This is a genomic window from Pseudomonas sp. AMR01, assembly GCF_041946035.1.
Lineage (GTDB): Bacteria > Pseudomonadota > Gammaproteobacteria > Pseudomonadales > Pseudomonadaceae > Aquipseudomonas > Aquipseudomonas antarctica_B.
In genome coordinates this window covers 1-24931 of sequence record NZ_JAUTYR010000010.1, presented here as the reverse complement: position 1 = coordinate 24931, position 24931 = coordinate 1, and the positions used below count along the sequence as shown (strand labels likewise).

The window sequence follows — 24931 nt, the reverse complement described above, 5'->3', positions numbered from 1 at the left end:
CACTTTTATAGCCACCACAAAAACCATGTGGGAGCGGGCTTGCTCGCGAAAGCGCCGGACCAGTCAACTTGTGTATCGACTGTCACACTGCCTTCGCGAGCAAGCCCGCTCCCACATTTGGCCTGCATTCCAACCCGCAAGTCGCTCGTTGATCAGCCGCGCTCAGGCTGAAACCGCACCACAAACCCATTCAGGTTCTGCTGGCGACCCAACAGGTCACGCAGGCGGTCCGCCTCGGCACGCTCGATCAGCGGCCCGATAAACACACGGTTCTTGCCATCAGCGCTGCGGATATAGGCGTTGTAGCCTTGGGCGCGCAGCTTCTTCTGCAAGGCATCGGCGCTTTCGCGGTTCGCCAAGCTGGCCAACTGGATCGACCAGCTGATCGGCAGACCATTCGGATCAATGCGACTCTGGCCCACGTCCGGCTTGCCCGGTGCGGCAGGCTGCGGCGCTACAGGCTTGGGTGCAGGCGCTGGCGCGGCAGGTTTGGCAGCGACAACCGGTGCGGGCGCTGGCGCCGGCTTGACCACTGGCACGCTCGGTTGCACCGGCATCGTAGGCGCCTGTTGCTGGGCGACCTCCACGTCAGACGGTACTGGCTCCTGTGGCAGGGCTTGCGGCTCGGGCACCACCACTGGCTCAACCTGAACCTGCGGCATGACCGGTGCCTGTGGCGCAGCCGGGGCTTCTACCACCACCTGGCGCTGTTCATCCTGACGGGAAAACAGCATCGGCAGAAAAATCACTGCCAGCGCCACCAACACCAGGGCTCCGACCATTCGCTGCTTGTATGCGCTATCCAGTAATGCCATCTGCAGCTTCCTCCGTGGAGCGCCGGGCCAACCACTCAAGCGCCTCGGCAACACAATAAAATGACCCGAACAACAGTATCTCGTCCTCGGGCGTCGCTTGCGCGCATTGCGCCTCAAGGGCAGCGGTAACGCTTGCATACGACGCCACCGGCGCGCCAAGGTTCTGCAAGGCCACCCCCAACTCAACCGCCGGGCGGCTGCGCGGCGTGTCCAGCGGCGCTACTGCCCAGGACTGGACATCGCCAAGCAAGGGCGCAACCACGCCGCCCAGGTCTTTGTCGGCCAACAGCCCGAACACCGCCAGGCGGCGGCCAATCGGCGGCGTACGCGAGAGGCGCTGCGCCAGGTATTCGGCAGCATGCGGGTTGTGCCCCACATCCAGGAGCAGGTTCAGGCGCTTGCCCTCCCACTCGAATGCACGACGGTCCAAACGCCCAACAATACGGGTCGCCAGTAATGTCGCGGCAATCTGCTCGGCATTCCATGGCAGGTCCAGCAGCAAATAGGCTTGCAACGCCAGCGCGGCGTTTTCCATCGGCAGGTTCAGCAGCGGCAAATCACGCAATTGGACGACGTTCCCGCGCACATCGCGCCCGCGCCATTGCCAATGCTGACTGCCAATCTCCAGGTTGAATTCGCGACCGCGCAGGTAGAACGGGCAGTCCAGCTCGCGCACCTTGTCGAGCAAGGTATGGGGCGGATCAGTATCACCACACAACGCAGGCTTGCCCTGGCGGAAGATTCCGGCTTTTTCATACGCCACGGATTCGCGGGTGTTGCCGAGGTATTCAGCATGGTCGACGCCAATGCTGGTGATCAGCGCAAGGTCGGCATCGACCACGTTGACGGTGTCCAGACGCCCACCCAGGCCGACTTCCAGAACCACCACATCCAACTGCGCACGCTCGAACAGCCAGAAAGCCGCCAGGGTGCCCATTTCGAAGTAAGTCAGGGAAATCTCGCCGCGCCCCGCATCGAGTGCGGCGAAGGCTTCGCAGAGCTGCTCGTCAGTGACTTGAACGCCATTGAGTTGCACCCGCTCGTTGTAACGCAGCAGGTGCGGAGAGCTGTACACGCCCACTTTAAGCCCTTGGGCTTGCAGCAGCGCCGCGACAAAGGCGCAGGTCGAGCCTTTGCCGTTGGTGCCGGTCACCGTGATCACACGCGGTGCCGGACGGCCCAACCCAAGGCGGGACGCTACCTGTTGCGAGCGCTCCAGGCCCATGTCGATGGCGGACGGATGCAACTGCTCAAGGTAGGCGAGCCATTCGCCCAGGGTACGTTGGGTCATAGGTTCGCAGGCACCGGCGGAACAACGATTGGCTCGATTTTAGGCGCGACGTACACCGGGCTCGGCAGGCCCATCATTTGCGCCAGCAGGTTACCCAGGCGTGGGCGCAGCTCACCGCGCGGGATGATCAGGTCGATCGCGCCGTGTTCGAGCAGGAACTCGCTGCGCTGGAAGCCTTCTGGCAGCTTTTCACGCACGGTCTGTTCGATAACGCGTGGGCCGGCGAAACCGATCAGCGCCTTTGGCTCGCCGACGATTACGTCACCCAGCATTGCCAGGCTGGCGGAAACGCCGCCGTAAACCGGGTCGGTCAAAACAGAGATGAACGGGATGCCTTCTTCGCGCAGACGCGCCAATACCGCAGAGGTCTTGGCCATTTGCATCAGGGAAATCAGGGCTTCCTGCATCCGCGCACCACCGGAGGCGGCGAAGCAGATCATCGGGCAACGGTTTTCCAGGGCGTAATTGGCAGCGCGAACAAAACGCTCACCAACGATGGCACCCATGGAGCCCCCCATGAACGAGAACTCAAAGGCCGACACCACCACTGGCATGCCCAGCAGCTTGCCGCTGACGGAAACCAGTGCGTCTTTCTCACCGGTCTGCTTCTGCGCAGCGGTCAGGCGGTCCTTGTACTTCTTGCCATCGCGGAACTTGAGACGGTCAACCGGCTCCAGGTCAGCACCCAGCTCGGCACGGCCATCGGCATCCAGGAAGATGTCGATACGCGCGCGGGCGCCGATACGCATGTGATGGTTGCACTTGGGGCAAACGTCCAGGGTCTTTTCCAGCTCCGGGCGGTACAGCACCGCGTCGCAGGAAGGGCACTTGTGCCACAGACCTTCAGGAACCGAGCTTTTCTTTACCTCGGAACGCATGATCGAAGGGATCAGTTTGTCTACTAACCAGTTGCTCATGCTTTCTTTCTCCAGTACCGGTGGCTTGAACACAGCCCCGCGTATGCCCTTGAGCTAAATTCATATGTGGCGATGATGCTTGCGGGACGGGGTCAGACGTTCGACCTGCCATTTCCCGCCTGCGTCCTCAGCCTTCCAGACAACCTGCCAACGCAGGGTTGCCACTTCATTTCCGGCCCACCCACAGGCGGCGCCGGGCTGTTTTACACAGTGGTAGTTATGGACGGCGGCAGACTGCCAGCCGTCACATCCCGCCACTGCTGTTGCGCACGGCGTGCATGAATGCGCGAATCTTGCTGTGATCCTTGATGCCCTTGCTCTGCTCTACCCCGCCGCTGACGTCCACGGCGTAGGGCCGAACCTGCTCGATCGCCGCGCCGACATTGCCCGGATTAAGCCCGCCAGCCAGGATAATCGGCGTGCTCAGGCCTTCGGGAATCAGCGACCAGTCAAACGCTTCGCCGGTACCGCCGGGTACGCCTTCAACATAGGTGTCCAGCAGAACCCCGCGAGCGCCGGCGTAGGCAGCACACGCGGCGGCGATGTCATCCCCGGCCTTGACGCGCAGCGCCTTGATGTACGGGCGCCCGTAGCTTTCGCATTCGTCGGGGCTTTCGTCGCCGTGAAATTGCAGCAGGTCCAGCGGTACCGCATCCAGGGTTTCGTTCAGTTCGCAGCGGCTGGCGTTGACGAACAAGCCCACGGTGGTCACGAACGGCGGCAGCGCGGCGATGATCGCGCGTGCCTGCAACACATTCACCGCCCGCGGGCTCTTGGCGTAAAACACCAAACCAATGGCATCCGCCCCCGCCTCGACTGCCGCCAGCGCGTCTTCTATGCGGGTAATCCCGCAAATCTTGCTGCGAACGGCTGGCATGTCGTGGAAACCTCAGGGTTTGACCGGGAAAGTCCCGGATGGTAACAAAAGCTATTCCGGGCGTCAGCCGCCAAGTTCGCTGAAACCTGTGAGGAAGTGTGGCCCGATGAAACGTTGCGGCAGCTCGAACTCGTCGCGGTACTCCACATCCACCAGGTACAGGCCAAACGGATGCGCGGTCACACCGCCAGTGCGGCGCACACGACTCTCCAGCACTTCCCTGGCCCACTCCACCGGGCGCTCGCCGGTGCCGATGGTCATCAACACGCCGGCAATGTTGCGCACCATGTGGTGCAGGAACGCCCCGGCACGGATATCCAGCACGATCATCTTGCCGTGACGGGTCACGCGCAGATGATGGACTTCCTTGATCGGCGATTTGGCCTGGCACTGGCCGGCGCGGAAGGCGCTGAAATCATGCACCCCGACCAGATGCTGCGCGGCCTCGGCCATGCGCTCGGCATCCAGCGGGCGGTGGTTCCAGGTGATTTCTTCGTTGAGGTGCGCCGGGCGAATCTGATCGTTGTAGATCACATAGCGGTAACGCCGGGCAATGGCCTTGAAGCGCGCATGAAAATGCGCAGGCATGACCTTGGCCCAACTGACGCTCACGTCATGGGGCAGATTGATATTGGCGCCCATCACCCACGCTTTCATGGTGCGTTCGGCCTGGGTATCAAAGTGCACCACTTGGCCGCAAGCGTGCACGCCAGCATCGGTGCGCCCGGCACACATCAAGGAGACCGGCGAATCGGCGACTTTCGACAGGGCCTTTTCCAGGGTTTCCTGCACCGTCAACACGCCAGAGGCCTGGCGTTGCCAGCCGCGATAGCGCGAGCCTTTGTATTCCACGCCGAGGGCGATGCGGTAAAAGCCTGCGGCCGCCATTTCGGCGGCCGCGTTATCTAAATTTGCCAAGAACTGAGAGCCTGATGAGTTGCGCAAAGGCGGCCATTATAAAGGCGACAGACCCATGAAGGGCGCTTTTGTTGACGTGCCTGGCACAGACCCACATTGGACTTGCATCAACCTTCAGATTTTACCCAGCATTTCCTTGGCTTCACCGCGCTGGCCGTCATTGCCTTCGGTCAGCACCTCGGAAAGGATGTCTCGCGCACCGTCGGTATCACCCATGTCGATGTACGCCTGAGCCAAATCCAGCTTGGTGGCGACCTCGTCGGTGCCGGAGAGGAAATCGAATTCCGGCTCATCATCCCCCAACGCTGCATCTTCTGCGGTGAAGGACGGCTCGATCGGCGGATGTTCCAGGCTCTGGGACAGACGATCCAGCTCGGCATTGACGTCATTCAGCTCCGACGCGAAGCCATCCGGCTTTGCAGCTGCCGCAGCCGCAGGCTCGTCGGCCAGGGACAGGTCGAAGTCTTCCGGCAGGTCGAAGTCGTCCAGTGCGGCAGGCGTCAACGTCGGCGGCTCAACCGCTGGCACATCCTTCATCTGGTCTTCAAGGCCTGAGAGGAAATCGTCATCGGATTGCGTAGAAGCCGGCTCCGCCAACTGCAAGTCCAAGTCGAAATCAGACAAGTCATCCGGGCTGGCCTTGGCTTCGGTCTGCTGTTGCAGCACCGACTCAAAGCTCAGCTCATCTTCCGGGCGGACCACGGCAGGCGAGGCCGCTTCCAGGTCGTCCAGGCTCAAGTCGAAATCAGTGTCGAAGGCATCGGGCTCAGCAGCCGGTGCAGCAGGCTTATCCTCCAGCAGGTCCTTGACGTACTGAGCATCCAGGGCTGCCGCAGCGACGGCGGCACTCACACCAGCGGCCATCACGGCCATGGCCGGGAAGCGGCTCTTGAGCTGCTCAACCTGGGCATGGTTTTGACCATTGGCCACCAGTTGACGCTCCTGGGCAACGAAGCCGTCCTTATCGCCTTGCAGGCCATACACTTCAAGCAATTTCAAACGCAGATCGCTGCGCTTGGGCTCGTGCTTGATCGCTTGTTGAAGAACATCCGCAGCCTGGTTCAGATGACCACGGTCGATATGCGATTGAGCTTGTGCCAGCGCATCGCTGGAGTTTTGCGGAGCGACCGCAACAGCCAGGGGCGCGAGGACGGAAGCCACGGTTGGCACAACCACCGGCTCGACCACCGGAGCGGCTACCGGCGCGGCGGCCATCTTGACGTTAGGTGGCGCTACTTCCAAACCTTCGAAACTGTCCGCTGGCAGGTCGTGATCCACGCTTGAGGTGAACACGGGCTCCTCGGCCAGGGCTCGCGCCATCCGCAGGTGTTTCTCCTCTTCAAGGCGAGCATTGCGATGGCGTGCCCACAGCAACAGGAGCAACAACACGATCAAGCCGGCTGCACCGCCGATCACACCAAGGACGATCGGGTTGGTCAGCAGGTCATTGAATTTGCCTTCGGTGCTGGCAGGCGCGGCATCCGGCTTGATCGGCTCAGGCGCTGGTACTGGCGCTACGGCAGCAGGCGTCGCTGGCGGCTCCTCGGGAGCAGTGGCGGCGGGCTCACCGGCTAATTCAGCAGGCATCGCCGCAGTAGCCTGGGCGGCCGGATCACCTTTTTCAGCCTGCAAACGGGCCAGTTGATCGTTTTTCAGCTGGATCAGCTTTTGCAGCTTGTCCAACTGGCTTTGCAGATCCGCCGCACGGCTTTTCAGCTCGTCGTTGTCGCGGCGGGTGGTGTCCAGTTGTTCCTGGGTCATCGCCAGCTTGTCGCTCAGCGCCCGATCATCCGAGGCCTTGCCCTTTGCGCCTTTCTTGGCGGACTCCGCCGAAACCAGGCTCAAGTTGTCCTTGGCAGCGGTGGTCGACGGCGCGTCCCCCGCCTCGGTGCGCTTGGTAGCGTCGAGTTGTGGCTTGCCCTGCGCTTGGTTACTGGCCGTACGACGGCCTTCACGCCAGGCCGCGTTTTGCGCGGCCACTTCGGCAATCGCCTGAGGCTGCGGCAGGCTCGTTGCCTGCACGCGATCCGGCAGGCGCAGCACCTGCCCGGTTTTCAGGCGGTTGATGTTGCCGTCGATAAACGCGTCGGGGTTAAGCGCCTGGATGGCCAGCATGGTCTGTTGGACCGAACCACCGTTGCGGTTCTTCGCGGCGATTTCCCACAAGGTGTCGCGCGAAGACGTGGTGTGACGGGCAGATTTGCTTATGGCAGGGGCAGTGTTTTTGCTGACGGTAGGGGCAGTGTTGCCAGGCGCGCTCAAACGCGGCGCGGCGGCGGGCGCGTTGGCGGTCGGCGCCGGCTGTTCGAACTTGGCCGGGTCGAGCAACACGCTGTAATCGCGCATCAGGCGGCCATTGGGCCATTGCACCTGCAGCAGGAAGCGTACGTAGGAGTCGGGCAACGGCTTGCTGGAGGTGACACGCACCACGCTGCGACCATTCGGGTTGACCACCGGGGTAAACGTCAGGTCATTGAGAAATGCCTGGCGGTCGACGCCCGCATCCACAAACGCCTGGTCCGAGGCCAGGCTCGGGCTGATCTCGGCAGCCGTGAGGCCACCGACATCGAGCAATTCGATTTCCACCGACAAGGGCTGGTTCAACGTCGACTTGAGGGTCATCTCCCCCAGCTGCAGCGCCTGCGCCATACCGGAGGACAGCGCCGAGGCGGCCGCTATTGCTAACACCAGTTTGCGAACTTGAACCATAGCCTCATCCTTTGTCTGAACACTCCCCGGCCTGCGAGAAGGTTGGTAACCGCTGCCATAAGGCATGGCGAGCCGATAGGTCACCGACGCGCAACTGTTCCTGCTTGGGCCCAAGCATAGCGCTTGGTTAGAATCAATCTACAAATTGACGCCAAGTATCTTTTACGTAAGGTCTTTTATCAACAACTGAGCCAACTGAACGGCGTTCAGCGCGGCGCCTTTGCGTACGTTATCTGACGTCAGCCACAGATTTAGTTCCGCCGGGTCGTCCACCCCTGCTCGGACACGTCCTACATACACCACGTCCTGACCGACCGCATCGCCCACGGCAGTAGGGTAATCGCCCTCTTCCACCCACTCGATACCTGGCGCGGCGTCGAGTACGCGGTTGACCGCAGCCAAATCAACCGGCGCGCCCAATTGCAATGACACAGTCAAGCTATCGCCGAAAAACACCGGGGCTTGAACGCAGGTTGCGGAAATCTTCAGCAATGGAGTTTCCAGCACGGCACGCAGTTCGTGTACGAGACGTTTCTCCAGGGCTGTATGACCTTGAGCATCCGGGGTGCCGACTTGTGCCAACAGGTTGAAGGCCATCTGCCGATCAAAGAACTTCGGCTCCAGCGGGCGCACATTGAGCAGCTCGGCGGTCTGACGCGCCAGTTCGCTGACCGCTTCACGGCCCTGGGCAGATACGGCCAGGTTGGCGGTAACACTGACGCGCTGGATGTCCAGCAAACCGCGCAATGGCGCAAGGACTACCGCCAGGTTGGTCGCCGATGGGCTCGGGCTGCCCAGCTGGAAGGGCTTTTTCAAACCTTTGAGGATATGGGCGTTGGCTTCCGGGACCACTTGAGGCGCCTGATCGGCGTGCAAGGCGCCGGACAGATCGATCACCGAGCAGCCGGCGGCGATAGCGCGCGGGGCAAAGCTCAGGGTGACCGCCGGGCCGGCGGCAAAGAAGGCTAACTGCGCTTTTTTGAAGTCAAACTCATCGACTTCCTTGACCCGCACGTTTTTGCCACGAAACGGCACCGATGCGCCGGCCGAGTTGCTGCCGGCCAGCAGGTAAAGAGTGCCTACCGGAAAACTCAGCTCTTCGAGGATCTGCACCAGGGTCTCGCCGACAGTGCCGGTGGCGCCAATTACGGCGATTTCAAAGGTCTGGGTCATGGGAGTTGCCTCGGGCATAGCGGGGGGAGCGGCACTTTACCGGGTGGCTGGGGGTGAGGCAATTGGCCCGGTTTTTTGTGGTGGGGCTGATGGCCCTATCGCAGGCAAGCCAGCTCCCACATTCGACCGAGTTCCACCCTGAAATGCGGTCGAATGTGGGAGCGGGCTTGCTCGCGAAGAGGCCCGAATCAACCATAAAAAAACCCGCGCCTGTCACCAGTCGCGGGTTTTTCTTACAGCCCTAAGCGATCAACGCTCCAGCAAAATCCGCAGCATGCGACGCAGAGGCTCCGCCGCGCCCCACAACAACTGATCACCCACGGTGAACGCACCAAGGAACTGGCTGCCCATATTCAACTTGCGCAACCGCCCAACCGGTACATTCAGGGTGCCGGTTACCTTGGTGGGGCTCAGCTCCTGCATGCTGATATCACGGTTGTTCGGCACCAACTTGACCCAAGGATTGTGCTGGCTGATCAACCCTTCGATATCCGCAATCGGCACATCCTTGTTCAACTTGATGGTCAGTGCCTGGCTGTGGCAGCGCATGGCGCCGATGCGCACGCAAATGCCATCCACCGGAATCGGGCTCTTGAAGCGACCCAGAATCTTGTTGGTCTCAGCCTGCGCTTTCCACTCTTCACGGCTCTGGCCGTTCGGCAGTTCCTTGTCGATCCAAGGAATCAAGCTACCCGCCAATGGCACACCAAAGTTCTCGGTCGGATACGCCTCGCTGCGCATGGCCTCAGCCACACGACGGTCGATATCCAAAATCGCGCTGGCAGGGTCCGCCAGTTGATCAGCAACGGCTGCATGGGTAGCGCCCATCTGCTTGATCAGTTCACGCATGTTCTGCGCGCCGGCGCCGGAGGCTGCCTGATACGTCATGGCGCTCATCCACTCAACCAGGCCGGCTTCGAACAAGCCGCCCAGGCCCATCAGCATCAGGCTGACGGTGCAGTTGCCACCGATGTAGTTTTTGGTACCGGCATCCAGCTGCTGATCGATAACCTTGCGGTTGACCGGGTCGAGAACGATGACCGCGTCATCCTGCATGCGCAGGCTCGACGCGGCGTCGATCCAGTAACCCTGCCAGCCGGCTTCACGCAGCTTGGGGAACACTTCGCTGGTGTAGTCGCCACCCTGACAGGTCAAAATCACGTCGAGGGTTTTCAGCTCTTCAATGCTGTAGGCGTCCTTGAGCGCAGAGATATCCTTGCCCACGGAAGGCCCTTGGCCACCCACGTTCGACGTGGTGAAGAACACCGGCTCAATAAGATCGAAATCCTGCTCTTCCAGCATCCGCTGCATGAGCACGGAACCGACCATACCGCGCCAACCGATCAGACCTACACGTTTCATCGCAACTACACCTTGTTAAAAAGTGGGCCGCCTTGCAGCAACAACTGCAAGCGGGCCGCAGAGATTACAGATTCCGTAGCGCGGCGACTACTGCGTCGCCCATTTCTTGCGTCCCAACCCTGGTGCAACCTTGTGACCAAATGTCACCGGTGCGCAAACCCTGGTCCAGCACCAGGCTCACGGCCTTCTCGATGGCATCGGCCGCGTCGCTCAGGTTGAAGCTGTAACGCAGCATCATCGAGACCGACAAAATGGTCGCCAGCGGGTTGGCAATGCCCTGCCCTGCGATGTCTGGCGCCGAACCGTGGCACGGCTCGTACATGCCCTTGTTGTTGGTGTCCAGGGACGCCGACGGCAGCATGCCGATGGAACCGGTGAGCATCGAGGCCTGGTCGGACAGGATGTCGCCGAACAGGTTGTCGGTGACGATCACGTCAAACTGCTTCGGTGCGCGCACCAGTTGCATGGCCGCGTTGTCGACGTACATGTGGCTCAGTTCGACGTCCGGGTAATCCTTGGCGACTTCTTCGACGATTTCACGCCACAGTTGGCTGGAAGCCAGTACGTTGGCCTTGTCGACCGAGCAGACCTTTTTGCCGCGCACGCGGGCCATGTCGAAACCGACACGGGCGATACGGCGAATTTCACTCTCGCTGTACGGCAGGGTGTCGTAGGCCTGGCGCTCACCATTCTCCAACTCGCGCACACCGCGTGGCGAACCGAAGTAGATACCGCCAGTCAGCTCGCGCACGATCAGGATGTCCAGGCCCGCCACCACTTCCGGCTTCAGGCTCGACGCGTCAGCCAATTGCGGATAGAGGATGGCCGGACGCAGGTTGCCGAACAGGCCCAGTTGCGCGCGAATCTTCAGCAGGCCGCGCTCAGGGCGGATGTCACGCTCGATTTTGTCCCATTTCGGGCCACCTACCGCGCCCAACAGCACGGCGTCGGCCGCGCGGGCACGCTCCAGGGTTTCGTCGGCCAGCGGCACGCCGTGCTTGTCGATGGCCGCGCCGCCGATCACGTCGTGGCTCAGCTCAAAACCCAGGCTGTACTTGGTGTTGGCCAATTCCAGGACCTTGACCGCTTCGGCCATGATTTCCGGACCAATACCGTCGCCAGGGAGAATCAGAATCTGCTTGCTCATGGGTTCCTCATTTCATCAAGCGACCCGCCCGCAGGCAGGCCGGGAAAATTAATCAGCGTTGGGCAAACACCACCAGCACGTCGGTGCTGAAGGTGCCGTCGGCTTGAATCTCGTAGTAATCACGCACTTCCTGGCCCATCGCCTTTTGCAGCTCAAGGATGGCGGCGCGCAGTACCTCGGGTGTGCGCATGCGCTCCACCCACGAGGTGTATTCCAGGCGCAGGCGCTGGCAGTTGCTGTTACGTACATGCAACCCGGCTTCGCTGAGCTGACGCATCCATTCGCCGGCGGAATAATCGCGCACATGGCTGGTGTCGCGCAGCACTTCGACGGTTTGCAGGTAAGTGTCCAACAGCGGGCTGCCCGGTGACAACACGTCAACAAAGGCCGCCACGCCACCCGGCTTGAGCACGCGGCGCACTTCGCGCAGGGCCACGCCGAGGTCACTCCAGTGGTGAGCCGAATAACGGCTGAACACGAAGTCAAATTCGCCATCGGCGAATGGCAGGCTTTCGGCAGCGCCGTGCACCGTACTGATATTGCTCAGGCCACGGTCTTTTGCGGCGGCGGCAACCACGTCAAGCATCTGTTGGGACAGGTCATAGGCCACCACTTCTTTAACCAGCGGCGCCACGTTGAAACTCACATGACCGGCACCGCACCCCAAATCCAGCAGTCGTGCAGCGCCCTGCCCGGCCAGCTCGGCCTGGAGCAGCGCGAATTCGGTGCCTTGGGCGTGCACAGCACTGCTCAGGTAAGCGGAGGCCTGCTCGCCGAATTGTTTTTGCACGACTTGGGTGTGGGCGGTGTTGGTCATGGTGGGTCCCTTGGTTTTTGTGTTGTTAACACTGGCCTCATCGGGAGCAAGCCCCCTCCCACATTTGATTGCATTTCAACTGAAGATACTCGGTCAAATGTGGGAGGGGGCTTGCTCCCGATGGCGTCTGTCCTGTCTACCGCCAATCAGGCATCGCGAAACAACCAAGGCTGGCTGGCGCGGTGTTTGGCTTCAAACGCCGCAATCGCATCGCCGTCCTGCAAGGTCAGGCCAATGTCATCCAGGCCATTGATCAGGCAGTGCTTACGGAAAGCATCCACTTCAAAGTGGTACACCTTGCCGTCCGGGCGGGTCACGGTTTGCGCGGCCAGGTCGACGGTCAGCTGGTAGCCCACGTCGGTTTCCACTTGCTTGAACAGTTCGTCCACTTCGGCGTCGCTCAAGACGATCGGCAGCAAGCCGTTCTTGAAGCTGTTGTTGAAGAAGATGTCGGCGTAGCTCGGCGCGATGATGCTGCGAAAGCCATATTCTTCCAGAGCCCACGGCGCGTGTTCACGGCTGGAGCCGCAGCCGAAGTTTTCCCGCGCCAGCAGCACGCTGGCGCCCTGGTAACGCTCGGCGTTGAGCACGAAGTCCTTGTTCAACGGGCGCTTGGAGTTGTCCTGGTAGGCGTAGCCCACGTCCAGGTAGCGCCACTCGTCGAACAGGTTCGGGCCGAAACCGGTGCGCTTGATCGACTTCAAGAACTGCTTCGGGATGATCTGGTCGGTGTCGACGTTGGCGCGATCCAAAGGGGCGACAAGGCCGGTGTGTTGGGTAAAAGCTCTCATCGGGTATTCCTCAGATCAATTCGCGAACGTCGATGAAACGACCGTTGACGGCAGCCGCAGCGGCCATGGCCGGGCTGACTAAGTGGGTACGCCCGCCGGCGCCCTGGCGCCCTTCGAAGTTACGGTTGGAAGTGGACGCGCAATGCTCGCCCGACTCCAAACGGTCCGGGTTCATGGCCAGGCACATCGAGCAGCCCGGCTCACGCCATTCAAAACCGGCTTCGAGGAAGATCTTGTCGAGGCCTTCGGCTTCGGCTTGTGCTTTGACCAGGCCCGAACCCGGCACCACGATGGCTTGCTTGATCGTCGAAGCGACTTTGCGGCCCTTGGCGATCACCGCCGCAGCGCGCAGGTCTTCGATCCGCGAGTTGGTGCAGGAACCAATAAACACGCGATCCAACTGAATGTCGGTAATCGCCTGATTGGCTTTCAAGCCCATGTACTTCAGGGCGCGCTCGATGGAACCACGCTTGACCAGGTCGGTTTCCTTGGCCGGGTCCGGCACGTTTTGATCAACAGCCAGCACCATTTCCGGCGAGGTGCCCCAGCTGACTTGCGGCTTGATCTGGGCCGCGTCGAGTTCAACCACGCTGTCGAACACCGCGTCGGCGTCGGAGACCAGGTCTTTCCAGGCTTCTACTGCAGCATCCCAATCAGCGCCAGCCGGTGCGAAGGGGCGACCTTTGACGTATTCAATGGTCTTTTCATCCGCCGCGACCATGCCGACACGGGCACCGGCTTCGATGGACATGTTGCAGATGGTCATGCGGCCTTCGATGGACAGGTCGCGAATCGCGCTGCCGGCGAATTCGATGGCATGGCCGTTACCGCCGGCGGTGCCGATTTTGCCGATCACGGCCAGCACGATGTCTTTGGCGGTCACGCCGAACGGCAGCTTGCCTTCGACCGACACCAACATGTTCTTCATTTTCTTGGCGACCAGGCACTGGGTGGCAAACACGTGTTCCACCTCCGAAGTGCCGATACCGTGGGCCAGGGCGCCGAACGCACCGTGGGTGGAGGTGTGGGAATCGCCGCAGACCACGGTCATGCCCGGCAAGGTGGCGCCCTGCTCAGGGCCGATCACGTGAACGATGCCTTGACGCACGTCGTTCATCTTGAATTCGGTGATGCCATATTCGTCGCAATAGTCATCGAGGGTTTGCACCTGCAAACGCGATACGGTGTCGACGATGGCCTCGATCCCGCCCTTGCGCTCCGGGGTGGTGGGCACGTTGTGGTCCGGGGTGGCGATGATCGAGTCGACGCGCCAAGGCTTGCGCCCGGCCAGCCGCAGGCCTTCGAACGCTTGGGGCGAGGTCACTTCATGGATGATGTGACGGTCGATATAGATCAGCGACGAGCCATCGTCGCGCCGTTTCACTTCATGGGAATCCCAAAGCTTGTCGTAAAGCGTTTTGCCGGCCATCACGCGGTCCTCATCAGGTGTTTCTATGCCCCGGGTCTTGAGACATTCAATAACCCTTTGGCTTGTGAGGCTGATGGTATGGCGCTACATTAAATAACTCAAATTCATATTTTTTATGCTTTGGATAACCAACTGGAATACCACCATGGACCTGGCCAACCTCAACGCTTTTATCGCCATCGCCGAGACCGGCAGTTTCTCCGGCGCCGGTGAACGGTTGCACCTGACGCAACCGGCCATCAGCAAGCGCATCGCCGGGCTGGAGCAGCAATTAAAGGTGCGATTGTTTGACCGTTTGGGCCGCGAAGTCGGCTTGACCGAGGCCGGCCGCGCCCTGCTGCCGCGTGCTTATCAGATTCTCAACGTGCTCGACGACACGCGCCGCGCCCTCACCAACCTGACCGGCGAAGTCAGCGGCCGGCTCACCCTGGCCACCAGCCACCACATCGGCCTGCACCGCCTGCCGCCGATCCTGCGCACCTTTACCCGGGAATACCCGAACGTGGCGCTGGATATTCAGTTCCTCGATTCGGAAGTTGCCTACGAAGAAATCCTCCACGGCCGCGCCGAACTCGCAGTGATCACGTTGGCGCCCGACCCGCACCATCTCGTGCGTGCCACTGCGGTGTGGGACGACCCGCTGGATTTCGTGGTGGCGCCGGAACACAGTTTGACCAGCCATGGCCGCGTCAACCTTGCGGATATCGCGGGCCACCCGGCGGTTTTTCCCGGCAACAACACCTTTACCCATCATATTGTCAGCCGTCTGTTCGAGGCCCAGGGCCTGACGCCAAACATCGCGATGAGCACTAACTATTTGGAAACTATCAAGATGATGGTGTCGATCGGCCTGGCCTGGAGCGTGTTGCCGCGCACCATGCTCGATGATCAGGTAGCGAGTATCGCTTTGCCGGGCATACAGCTCAGTCGCCAGCTAGGCTATATCGTGCACACAGAAAGGACGCTGTCGAATGCTGCGAGAGCTTTCATGAGCCTTTTGGATGCACAGATCGATCTGCCAGGGATACCGGCATGAAGCTGTGCGGCCTGAAGCTCTGAGAAAAGCCGCGCCAAATGCCCATTGAGCCAAGGCCCTTTGATAATGCGCAACCCAGTCGATCACGTGCCACCGTTGCCCCGCGTCTACGCCCGTGACCCTCAAGAGGCCGAGCAAAGCTGGGACAGCGCCCCGCAACTGCTGGCCGCCCTGAATGCTGCACGGCTGGGTGCGTGGTGTTGGGAGATCGACACCGGGCGCATCAGTTGGTCACGCGGTACCCAGGCGTTATTCGGCTTCGACCCCCGGCAGCCATTGCCCAAAGACCTTGATTATCTCGACCTGCTGGCGCCTCAGGACAGCGCCCGGGTGCTGAGGGCGTTTCATGCCGTGCTGGCCGGCGAGCCGTTCGAGCATGCCATGCACCATCGTATCCAGTGGCCCGACGGCAGCCTGCACTGGCTGGAAGTCAACGGCAGCCTGGTCCCGGACAAGACCGGGCGCCGTCGAATGATCGGCGTGATTCGTGAGATTACCCACCAGCGTGACCGCGAGAGTGCCCTGAGCAGCTCCGAAAAGCGCTTCGCCACACTGTTCCACCTGTGCCCGAACATGGTCCTGCTCACGCGCCAGTCCGATGGGCGGATCAGCGAGGCCAACCACTATTTCGAGGTGCTGTTCGGCTGGCCAGTGGCCGATGTGATCGGTCGAACCACGCTGGACCTGGGCCTGTGGCGCTATGCAGAACAGCGCGCGCTGCTGGTCAAGGCCACCCAGCGCAAAGGCCAACAGATCACTATGGAGGTGCAGTTTTGCGCAAGTACCGGGCAGGTTCACGACGGCACCCTCAGCGCGCAAAAGGTTGAGCTGGAGGGTGAGGCTTACCTGATCAGCACCTTCGTCGACACCACGGAGCGCAAAAATGCCGAGCAAGCGCTGAAGGACAGTCAGGATCGCCTCGACCTTGCGCTGGACTCGGCGCAACTCGGCACGTGGGACTGGCACATCCCCAGCGGCATGCTCTACGGCTCGGCCCGCGCGGCGCAACTGCACGGCTTGCCGCCGGAGCCGTTTCACGAACCCTTCGATGCGTTTTTTGAAGGCGTATCCGATGAAGAACGCGAGGGCATGCGCAACGCTTATCGCAGCCTGCGCGAAGGCGCGAATGGCAATTACCAACTGACCTACCGCGTGCAGATGGAAGACGGCAGCGCGCGCTACCTGGAAAGCCGCGCGCGCCTTTACCGCGATGACGCCGGCAGACCACTGCGCATGGCCGGCACGCTGCTGGACATCACCGACCAGGTAGAGCGTGAACAACGCCTGACGGCCTCCGAAGAAAAATTCGCCAGCCTGTTTCAGGCCAGCCCCGACCCGATCTGCGTCACCTGCCTGGAGAGCGGCGCGTTTATTGAGATCAACCCGGCGTTTACCCTGACCTTCGGCTGGACCGCCGCAGAGGTCATCGAAAAAAGCGCCGAGCAAATCGGCCTGTGGGACGATTCGAGCAAGCGCCTGCAACGTATCGAACAGGTGATCCGCGAGCAGTCATTGAGCAATGTGGCCATGGTGGTGCATCACAAGAATGGGCAGATCCTGACCTGCGTGATCTCCAGCCGGCTGATCAAGGTGGGCAACCAGCCGTGCATCGTCACTACCCTGCGCGACATCACCCAGCAACAGCGCTCGGAAGCCGCCCTGAAAGCCAGTGAAGAGAAGTTCGCCAAAGCCTTTCATTCAAGCCCCGATGCGATCTCCATCACCGAGCGTGACACCGGCCGTTATGTGGAGGTCAACGACGGCTTCTGCCGCTTGACCGGCTACCGCGCCGAAGAAGCCATCGGCCTGACGCTGTACCAGATCGGCATCTGGGCAGACGAAAACCAGCGTTCCGCGCTGTTGGCCGAACTGCAGATCAAGGGCCGCATTCACCACTTGGAAATGCTCTGGCACAACAAACAAGGCGACATACTCTCGGTTGAGGTTTCGGTAGAACCGATCACCCTCAACGAAACCCCCTGCCTGCTCCTAACCGCGCGGGATGTGAGCCTGCTGAAAAACGCCCAGGCGCAGATTCGCCACCTGGCCTATCACGACCCGCTGACCAACCTGCCCAACCGCGCCTTGCTGATGGACCGCCTGAGCCAGCAAATCGCCCTGCTCAAGCGCCACAACCTGCGCGGCGCCCTGCTGTTCCTGGATCTGGATCACTTCAAACACATCAACGATTCCCTCGGCCACCCGGTGGGCGACACGGTGCTGAAAATCGTCACGGCGCGCCTGGAAGCCAGCGTGCGCACAGAGGACACGGTGGCGCGCCTGGGCGGTGATGAATTCGTGGTGCTGCTCAGTGGCCTCGAAGGTTCGCGCACCGAAGTCACCCACCAGGTGCAGGTGCTGGCCGACACCCTGCGTGAATTGCTCTCGGAGCCGATGTTTCTCGACGGCCATCGCCTGCAGGTCACGCCCAGCATTGGTGTGGCGCTGATTCCCGATCACGGCTCGACCCCGGCCGACCTGCTCAAGCGCGCCGACATTGCCCTGTACCGCGCCAAGGATTCGGGGCGCAACACCACGCAGATGTTTCACAACAGCATGCAAAAAACCGCCAGCGAACGCCTGCGCATGGAAACTGACTTGCGCCTGGCCCTGTCGCGTGGCGAGTTCAGCGTGCATTACCAGCCCCAAGTGGACGCACGCGGCAACAAGATCATCGGCGCCGAAGCGCTGGTGCGCTGGCAGCATCCCCAACTGGGCGCGCAGTCACCCACCGAATTCATCAAGGTGCTGGAAGACAGCGGCCTGATTCTCGAAGTCGGCACCTGGATCCTCGATGAAGCCTGCGGCGCCTTTGCGCAGTTGATTGCCGAAGGCCTGGTGGACCCGCTGAATTTCAGCCTGTGCGTGAACATCAGCCCCCGGCAGTTTCGTCAGAACGACTTTGTGGAGCGGGTGGAACGCAGCCTCAAGACGCATCAGTTGCCCTTCAGCCTGTTGAAGCTGGAAATCACCGAGGGCATCGTGATTCAGAACATGGACGACACCGTGCTGAAAATGCGTCGCCTGAAAAAACTCGGCGTGAGCTTTGCCATGGATGATTTTGGTACCGGCTACTCATCGCTGACCTACCTCAAGCGCTTGCCGGTGGATGCGCTGAAAATCGACCAATCCTTTGTACGCGACGCCACCCATGACCCCAACGACGCCGAAATCATCCGCGCCATCGTGGCCATGGCGCGCAGCCTGAACCTCGACGTGATCGCTGAAGGCGTAGAAACCCCGGAACAGTTGGCCTTCCTGCAAAAGCTTGGCTGCCATGTGTTCCAGGGGTACTTGCACAGTCGGCCGTTGCCGATTGAGGGGTTCAGGCGACTGCTGGAGTAGGTTCACACGAGTTTGAGCGCGCGATAACTGCTGTTCATCCATTCGGACGACGCCAGGCTATGGCGCTGACCGTAGTAGTCCAGTACGCCCCCGATCACCGCCATTGAATGACTGCTATCGGCCAGGGTGCCGATGGCGCCGCTGGCCAGCTCAGCCACGTTCGAGTCCCTGACATAGGCAGAAAGCCCCAACCTGCGCAGGGATTGCCCTGGGTATTCGCCATCGTTCAACGTCTCCATGGCCACCTCGAAGCTTTGGTTGCCGCGAAAGTCGTTGTTCTCCAACTGCGCGCGCTTGGCGCTGACGGCATATAAAAAGTTGGCGTCCTTGAGCATCGCCGTATCACTGCCGCGCAGGTTTGAGCCGCGTGTGGCGCTGTCCAGTTCGTCATGGCTCAACGACAGCTTGAAACCATCACGCATGGTCACTTCATAGCCACCTGGCGTTGCACCGATGTGCGTGTAGATGCCAGCCGGGTTTTGCCCGAACCGCATCATGGCCACCTTGATCGCCGACACGGTGACACAATTGCCTTCAGCGCCTTGATAAAATCCGGACCAGATATTCTTGGGTTTCAGTCCGACTGCTACCGTGGATACAGCTACGGAGTCACGGGGTTGCACTGCGTCGGTGAACTTGAGCAAGCGGTAACCGTAGCCTCGATCCACAGGGTACGGATCACCGTGGTCACGCTTCACCCCGTCAACGACCAGTGCACTCGCCCGGTAATGCGTGTCCAACACACCGGCCACGTCCTTGCCCACCATGTTCTGGAGCGGCACATACTGGGCCAGCCCGGAAACCCCCATGCCTTTCAAGCAATGGAGGGTGAACTCGCCCTTGAGTGTTTCCGCCAGCGCGGACGCAAAATCGGGATAGCCGCCTGTCAGTTGTTTGCGCTTCACGAACGCTGCGAATACGAAATTGGCGTCCCGCACCGCAGCGTTGTCTGCCCCTGTGAACCTCGACGCAGAGGCTGCCAGTTTCAGTTCCTGACAGGTTATTTCGAGTTTGAACTCATCCTTCATGGTGATGGCATACCCGCCGAAAACCGGCTTGACCTGATCGAACATATCGACCGGCGTTCGGCCGAAGGTCATCATCATCATTTTGATGACCGCCGCATGGGTGCTGGTTTCAAAGCTTTCGTCGAAACGCCGCTCACTCGCGCTGAATGCGGGAATAAGGGCTGCTGATTTTTGATGTGTGGCGTGCAATGAACGGTCTGCGCGCGGCCCTGGCTCCGCAGCCCATGGTCGATGTGCAATTGAGAGATTCATACCTGCTGATCCTTTGAAGTAAACAGAAAAATGACCGGGTAGCGGTCAGACCAAGGCGATTGCATCACCGCGCCAGGGTGCACGGCCGCGCGTGCCCCATAACTCCTCGCGACCGTTGATCACGGCAGCCGAATGCCCCGCACGGTTGTTCATGCCGACCAGCCCACGGGCAAGGTCATGTGCACTCACCGTGCGCATATGCTTGCGTAGACCCAGGCGCAAAAATCCTTCGCCCGGCCCGAGCTCATCTTCCCTGTCGTTCAAACTGCGCATCGCTGCATAAAAGCTGCTGCTCGCCGTACCGTCGTTGTTTTCCATCTGTGCACGCTTGGCACTGACGGCGTACAAAAATTGCGCATCCTTGAGCATTTCCCTGTCGGCCCCGACAAACCTTGCACCGCGTGCGCCGAGCCTCAATTCGTGGTCAGTGAGGCCGAGGGCAAAGTCGTCGCGCATGATCACTCGGTACCCTCCGGCGACCTTTGTGACCTCCTTGTAGATATCCGTAGGGCTTTGCCCAAAGCGGTGCATCGCAGCCTTGATGGCGGATACCGTCACGCAGTTGCCGTCCGGCCCTTGGCGAAAGCCGCCGAAGATGTCGTTGGGCTTTTCACCGTTGCGTTTAGTTGAAAGACCTGGAATGTACCCGGCAGGGTCAAGTTTGGAAGTCGCCCGTTCAGGTTTAAGTTCGGGAACTGTTTCAAGGGTTCGCTCTATACGCGGGTTTGTATTGGCAACTGCATTAACGGGCGCGCCCTTCATGAAGCAAGAAAACTTATTAAATAACGATGCAACAGACGTCTTCAGCCAGGAAATCGGATTAAATCCAGCGGTTACCGTGGAGCGCTTATGCAGTCCGTTATTGGCTGGGTTATGCCGCACCTTGAAACGACTGCTGTGGATTGAGTTATACCGTGCCACTTTACTTGTAGTATTCATGACCGGCGCCTGATGCACATCCAGACTACGAACACTACGATCGACCGAACAACAACGCATATATTTCTCCATACGCAGGTACTTCTCCGAGCTGACAGTTCGGAGAAGTACCTGCGCTATTCAAAAAATTTAAACGAGGTGTAGTTTGTTAGAAACTGAAGTTGGACCGGGCATTAAAGTGCCCTTCCTCTTGATCAACGTAATCTTCAGCAGGCCCCGGGCTCGTTACATCAAGCGGCGGCTCGTCAGGTTGGTACTCCGAAGTAACCTCGCCATCAAGCTGCGGAGTCATTTGATGGTCAACGGGCGGGGTTTCAGGCGTCACACTCAACGCAGGGTCGCGCTTCACGTCATCCTCGGTGTGCAGCCCCACCTCAGGCGTGCCGGGCAGCGGCAATTCCTGCGCAGGTTTCGGAGTTATCTGAGGCTCAATCGGCGGCGTCGTTTCGGACGTTACGTCAACATGAGGAGGGGCTGGCACCAAGCGTACATCCGGCAGGACCCGTGATGTCAGCCCGTTGTTCAGCGGCAAGCCTGTCTCAGGGCAGTGGCAGCGATCGATGTTTACATTCACATTCACATTGGCCTTGGCATCATTATTCACGCTGACCTCTGGCTTGGGCGCCGCAGGCAACACCGCTTTCAACTGCGGCCTGAGCGTGCTCCACCGGGTGACTGGCAGGTCGTTTGTGTTGTGATCATGGCTATCGATGGTGTCGGACTCCATCGCACGCATGGCAGTCAATCCCGGGGATTGCTTGGAGATCTCACACAAAAAGCCAGGCATTCCGCCTGACTTTGCATCAGTGGTTCCGGTGGAATCTGGCGTGTTTTGCAACGAGGTAAGCGGCACCGATTGCTGCTTGGGCGATTCACCTTTCACTGCCAGCAATTCGCTTGCCTTGACGCTCGGTGGCAGCTTGCCAACTTCCAGCTCTGTGACCGGCGCGTCAGCCTTGTCAGGCAATACGCTGGACCTTGATTGCTTACCGGCAAACATTTCCCGCAGCGCCTTGAACACAAGCTCCAGCATATCGAACAGTTTGTTAAGGGTGCCAGCGTCAACTGTAACTTCGCCCTTTGGCGGGTAAAAAGTGTTATCCCCATGCGTCTGCGCTGCCGACGGCAGGTTAAGTGTGGCAGGCGTGTGCAGAGGTTGATCAAGGTGGCCGTTATCAACGTTAACGAAGGCGGGCGTGTTTATCGAGAGAGACATAACAAAGTTCCTTATTCAGTCAGACGCGGCTCTATTAGCGAGCCGGTAAAGAGTGGCTTTAAAACGTGGAAGCAATCAGCATCGCCTCCAGTCCCTAGATTCGTGGGGTTTTATTCCGCCGAGTTCCAGAAATCGCGTTTCATATAAGGAAACCAAAATGAATCTTCAGACTTTTCCTCATGGCTTTATGAGCAAAGGTCCTTTGCGCACGCGTTTCGCACGCCATTAACCTGACACACACGCTCATAAACCCCGACTCGCGCAACTTACAGACATCATTGTGCAACGGCTGCAATAGGCAATTATGCTAGCGCACAAAAAAGGCGCCAATGGCGCCTTCTGTGAAGTGAATGAAACTTTTATATATATTTGATATTTTACGCTGCAACTATCGCCGGGTGAGCCATTCCCAACATCCGGCTGACCTGCTGCAAGTCGGTCTCGCGACGCATCGCCGTAAACAGCTCAACCGCCTCTGGATAATTGCGCGTCAGCATCGCCAGCCACTGCTTCAAACGGCCGGGCGCCTGGCGTTCAGTGAGCTGCGCCACCGACTGGGTCCAGAATTCCTGGAGCATCGGCTGCATCTGCGCCCAGGTCATTTCCACCACCTCTTCGCCCGCCTTTGCCGCCGCGATCTGCCGCGCCAGGTCGGGGCGCGCCACCAGGCCGCGACCCAGCATGATGTCTTCGGCGCCGCTGACTTCGCGGCAACGCTTCCAGTCTTCGACGCTCCAGATATCGCCGTTGGCGAACACCGGCACCTTGACCACATCCTGCACCCGCGGAATCCACTCCCAGTGAGCCGGCGGCTTATAGCCGTCGGCCTTGGTGCGCGCATGCACCACGATATGCGCCGCGCCACCTTCGGCCAGGGCCGTGGCGCACACCAGCGCGCCGTCCGGGCTGTCAAAGCCCAGGCGCATCTTGGCAGTCACGGGGATGTGCGCGGGGACGGCGCGGCGCACGTGTTCGACGATCCTGTTGAGCAGCTCCGGCTCTTTGAGCAATACCGCACCGCCTCGGGACTTGTTGACGGTCTTGGCGGGGCAACCGAAGTTGAGGTCGATCACCTGCGAGCCTAATTCACAGGCGAGCGCGGCGTTTTCCGCCAGGCACACCGGGTCGGAGCCGAGCAATTGCACACGCAGCGGCACGCCGGCAGCGGTCTGGGCGCCGTGCAGCAGTTCCGGGGCGAGCTTGTGGAAATACGCGGGGGTGAGCAGGCGCTCGTTGACACGGATGAACTCGGTCACGCACCAGTCGATACCGCCCACACGGGTCAACACGTCCCGCAGGATGTTGTCGACCAACCCCTCCATGGGCGCCAAAGCAATTTGCATGGAAAACACTCAACAAAAATCGTGGCGCAGTTTACTGGGTTTCCTGGAGCAACCGTTAACCCCCTGTCAGTGCGGGGCCATAACCGTCGAGAAACTCAGCCGGCATGCGCTTGGGCTTGCCGGAAGACAGCTCAATGCAAACAAACGTGGTGTGCGCACGCAGCAGGGTTGCGCCGTCGCGGGGGCGTACCAGTTGGAAACGCCGGGTCATTTTCAGGCGCTGGTCCCAATCGACGATCCAGGTGGCGAGTTGCAGCTCATCGCCCTCGTAGCCCGCCGCGAGGTAGTCGATCTCATGACGCACCACCGCCATGGCGCGGTCCAGCCGGCGGTATTCGGTGAGGTCCAGCCCCAAACGCTGGGAATGGCGCCAGGCGCAGCGTTCCAGCCAGGACACGTACACCGCGTTGTTGGCGTGCCCCAGGCCGTCGATATCGTCGGCGCCAACCTGCAGGTCGATGATAAACGGCGTTGCCAAATCCCAGCCCATGCCTTGCTCCAGTCGATTAATGTCGGCGGGGCAGTGTATCAGGCGCCGTGCATCGCTTGAGCGGCATGGCGAAGGTCAATTCCACTTGCCAGATAAACGCTGAGCGTGCGCGCGGCGCGAAATGCGCCCGTTGTGCGACTGCTTTTCAGCGTACCGCCGATTTGGCTGCGCGCAGCACACGGTCGGACAACTCGCCCGGCCCCAAGGCACGCGCCAGGGCCAGGCCGCCGATCATCAGCGCCATGTCTGCGAGGGCTTTGTCGGTGTCTTCGGGGGTGGCAGCCAATTGGGCGGCCATCAGCTCGCAATGCTCGTTCAGCGCCACGCGAAACTCGTCCGGCAGGCGGCTCATCTCGCCGACGGTGGCCGGTATCGGGCAGGCTTGGGTTGTTGAATCACGGTGTTTACGCGACAGGTAAAACGCGGCCACCAGGCTCCTGCGCTCTTCGCCGGGGAGTTGCGCGTCTATGTCGTCGATCGACGCGCGACGCCGGGCCAGCAGCTGGGTGAAGGCCTCCAGCATCAGCGCGTCCTTGCTTTCAAAATGCGCGTAGAAGCCGCCAACCGTAAGCCCCGCGGCGCCCATGACCTCACCCACACTCGGCTCGGCCGGGCCGCGCTGGATCAACGCGGAGCTGGCAGCCTGCAAAATGCGTTCGCGGGTTTGCGCTTTTTTATCGCTCATCAAAGCCTCCGTTTCTCATGGGTTGAATATTATTGGCATAATAATATTTGGCAAGCCATCGGTATGACCACTCGTCTGAGCGGGCCGCAAGCTGACGATTGACGGCACCAACGGCGGCTCTAAACCCTGCTCAACCAGAACGGCAATGACATCCCGCCCACAATGGTTAAGGCGCTGCTGCAGCAATCAAATAACGAAAACCCAAACGCCAGACAAACAAAAGGGCCATTCAATAATTGAATGACCCTTAAAAATCCCGCAGAGCGGGTAATCGTGGCGTCCCCTAGGGGACTCGAACCCCTGTTACCGCCGTGAAAGGGCGGTGTCCTAGGCCACTAGACGAAGGGGACA

Annotated in this window: 20 protein-coding genes and 1 tRNA gene; 2 read left to right on the top strand and 19 right to left on the bottom strand. The window is 60.4% G+C overall.

Going from position 1 to position 24931, the window contains the following annotated elements:
• Positions 1–152: 152 nt before the first annotated feature.
• The 12 genes from Q7C20_RS11635 to leuC form a co-directional block, all read right to left on the bottom strand.
• Positions 153–815 carry an SPOR domain-containing protein gene (locus Q7C20_RS11635; RefSeq protein ID WP_375067451.1) on the bottom strand — a complete coding sequence of 221 codons (663 nt, stop codon included), beginning with the start codon at positions 813–815 and terminating at the stop codon, positions 153–155.
• Positions 799–2106 (bottom strand): bifunctional tetrahydrofolate synthase/dihydrofolate synthase, encoded by a 1308-nt coding sequence (gene folC / locus Q7C20_RS11630; protein ID WP_375067449.1) that lies wholly within the window; start codon positions 2104–2106, stop codon positions 799–801. The genes Q7C20_RS11635 and folC overlap by 17 nt, the downstream gene beginning before the upstream one ends.
• Complete coding sequence (gene accD / locus Q7C20_RS11625) at positions 2103–3023, bottom strand: acetyl-CoA carboxylase, carboxyltransferase subunit beta (RefSeq protein ID WP_348061294.1); 921 nt, start codon at positions 3021–3023, stop codon at positions 2103–2105. Before accD ends, folC begins: the two co-directional genes overlap by 4 nt.
• 244 nt (positions 3024–3267) lie before the next feature.
• Positions 3268–3900, bottom strand: a complete 633-nt coding sequence (locus tag Q7C20_RS11620; protein WP_375067447.1) for a phosphoribosylanthranilate isomerase — start codon at positions 3898–3900, stop codon at positions 3268–3270.
• A gap of 63 nt (positions 3901–3963) precedes the next feature.
• Complete coding sequence (gene truA / locus Q7C20_RS11615; protein WP_053128844.1) at positions 3964–4788, bottom strand: tRNA pseudouridine(38-40) synthase TruA; 825 nt, start codon at positions 4786–4788, stop codon at positions 3964–3966.
• A 144-nt stretch (positions 4789–4932) separates the two neighbouring features.
• Positions 4933–7527, bottom strand: coding sequence for a FimV/HubP family polar landmark protein (locus Q7C20_RS11610; RefSeq protein ID WP_375067445.1), 2595 nt, complete (start codon positions 7525–7527; stop codon positions 4933–4935).
• 162 nt (positions 7528–7689) lie between these two features.
• Positions 7690–8700, bottom strand: coding sequence for an aspartate-semialdehyde dehydrogenase (locus tag Q7C20_RS11605; protein WP_375067443.1), 1011 nt, complete (start codon positions 8698–8700; stop codon positions 7690–7692).
• 249 nt (positions 8701–8949) lie between these two features.
• Positions 8950–10062 (bottom strand): aspartate-semialdehyde dehydrogenase, encoded by a 1113-nt coding sequence (asd, locus tag Q7C20_RS11600; RefSeq protein ID WP_375067442.1) that lies wholly within the window; start codon positions 10060–10062, stop codon positions 8950–8952.
• A 64-nt stretch (positions 10063–10126) separates the two neighbouring features.
• Positions 10127–11209 carry a 3-isopropylmalate dehydrogenase gene (gene leuB / locus Q7C20_RS11595; RefSeq protein ID WP_375067440.1) on the bottom strand — a complete coding sequence of 361 codons (1083 nt, stop codon included), beginning with the start codon at positions 11207–11209 and terminating at the stop codon, positions 10127–10129.
• 52 nt (positions 11210–11261) lie between these two features.
• On the bottom strand, positions 11262–12026 hold the full coding sequence (locus tag Q7C20_RS11590; RefSeq protein WP_375067438.1) for a class I SAM-dependent methyltransferase: 765 nt from the start codon (positions 12024–12026) through the stop codon (positions 11262–11264).
• 146 nt (positions 12027–12172) lie between these two features.
• Positions 12173–12817: a 3-isopropylmalate dehydratase small subunit gene (gene leuD / locus Q7C20_RS11585; protein ID WP_375067437.1), complete on the bottom strand. Its 645-nt coding sequence runs from the start codon at positions 12815–12817 to the stop codon at positions 12173–12175.
• A 10-nt stretch (positions 12818–12827) separates the two neighbouring features.
• The gene (leuC, locus tag Q7C20_RS11580; RefSeq protein WP_348060250.1) at positions 12828–14246 is read right to left on the bottom strand and encodes a 3-isopropylmalate dehydratase large subunit; all 1419 of its coding nucleotides are present in this window, start codon (positions 14244–14246) and stop codon (positions 12828–12830) included.
• A 145-nt stretch (positions 14247–14391) separates the two neighbouring features.
• On the opposite strand from leuC, the gene Q7C20_RS11575 reads away from it, so the two are divergent.
• Positions 14392–15282, top strand: a complete 891-nt coding sequence (locus Q7C20_RS11575) for a LysR family transcriptional regulator (protein ID WP_348060252.1) — start codon at positions 14392–14394, stop codon at positions 15280–15282.
• A gap of 66 nt (positions 15283–15348) precedes the next feature.
• Positions 15349–18627: an EAL domain-containing protein gene (locus Q7C20_RS11570; protein ID WP_375067435.1), complete on the top strand. Its 3279-nt coding sequence runs from the start codon at positions 15349–15351 to the stop codon at positions 18625–18627.
• A gap of 2 nt (positions 18628–18629) precedes the next feature.
• On the opposite strand, the gene Q7C20_RS11565 is transcribed toward Q7C20_RS11570, so the two are convergent.
• From Q7C20_RS11565 to Q7C20_RS11535, 7 genes are all read right to left on the bottom strand, one after another.
• Positions 18630–19907, bottom strand: a complete 1278-nt coding sequence (locus Q7C20_RS11565) for a hypothetical protein (RefSeq protein ID WP_375067433.1) — start codon at positions 19905–19907, stop codon at positions 18630–18632.
• Positions 19908–19952: 45 nt separating this feature from the next.
• Complete coding sequence (locus Q7C20_RS11560; RefSeq protein ID WP_375067431.1) at positions 19953–20846, bottom strand: hypothetical protein; 894 nt, start codon at positions 20844–20846, stop codon at positions 19953–19955.
• 148 nt (positions 20847–20994) lie between these two features.
• Complete coding sequence (locus Q7C20_RS11555) at positions 20995–22062, bottom strand: hypothetical protein (RefSeq protein ID WP_375067429.1); 1068 nt, start codon at positions 22060–22062, stop codon at positions 20995–20997.
• 377 nt (positions 22063–22439) lie between these two features.
• Positions 22440–23405: a tRNA dihydrouridine synthase gene (locus tag Q7C20_RS11550; protein ID WP_375067427.1), complete on the bottom strand. Its 966-nt coding sequence runs from the start codon at positions 23403–23405 to the stop codon at positions 22440–22442.
• A 55-nt stretch (positions 23406–23460) separates the two neighbouring features.
• Positions 23461–23895: an acyl-CoA thioesterase gene (locus Q7C20_RS11545; RefSeq protein WP_375067426.1), complete on the bottom strand. Its 435-nt coding sequence runs from the start codon at positions 23893–23895 to the stop codon at positions 23461–23463.
• Positions 23896–24040: 145 nt separating this feature from the next.
• Positions 24041–24580, bottom strand: a complete 540-nt coding sequence (locus Q7C20_RS11540) for a TetR/AcrR family transcriptional regulator (RefSeq protein WP_348060265.1) — start codon at positions 24578–24580, stop codon at positions 24041–24043.
• A gap of 274 nt (positions 24581–24854) precedes the next feature.
• Positions 24855–24930, bottom strand: a tRNA-Glu gene (locus tag Q7C20_RS11535).
• Position 24931 lies beyond the last annotated feature (1 nt).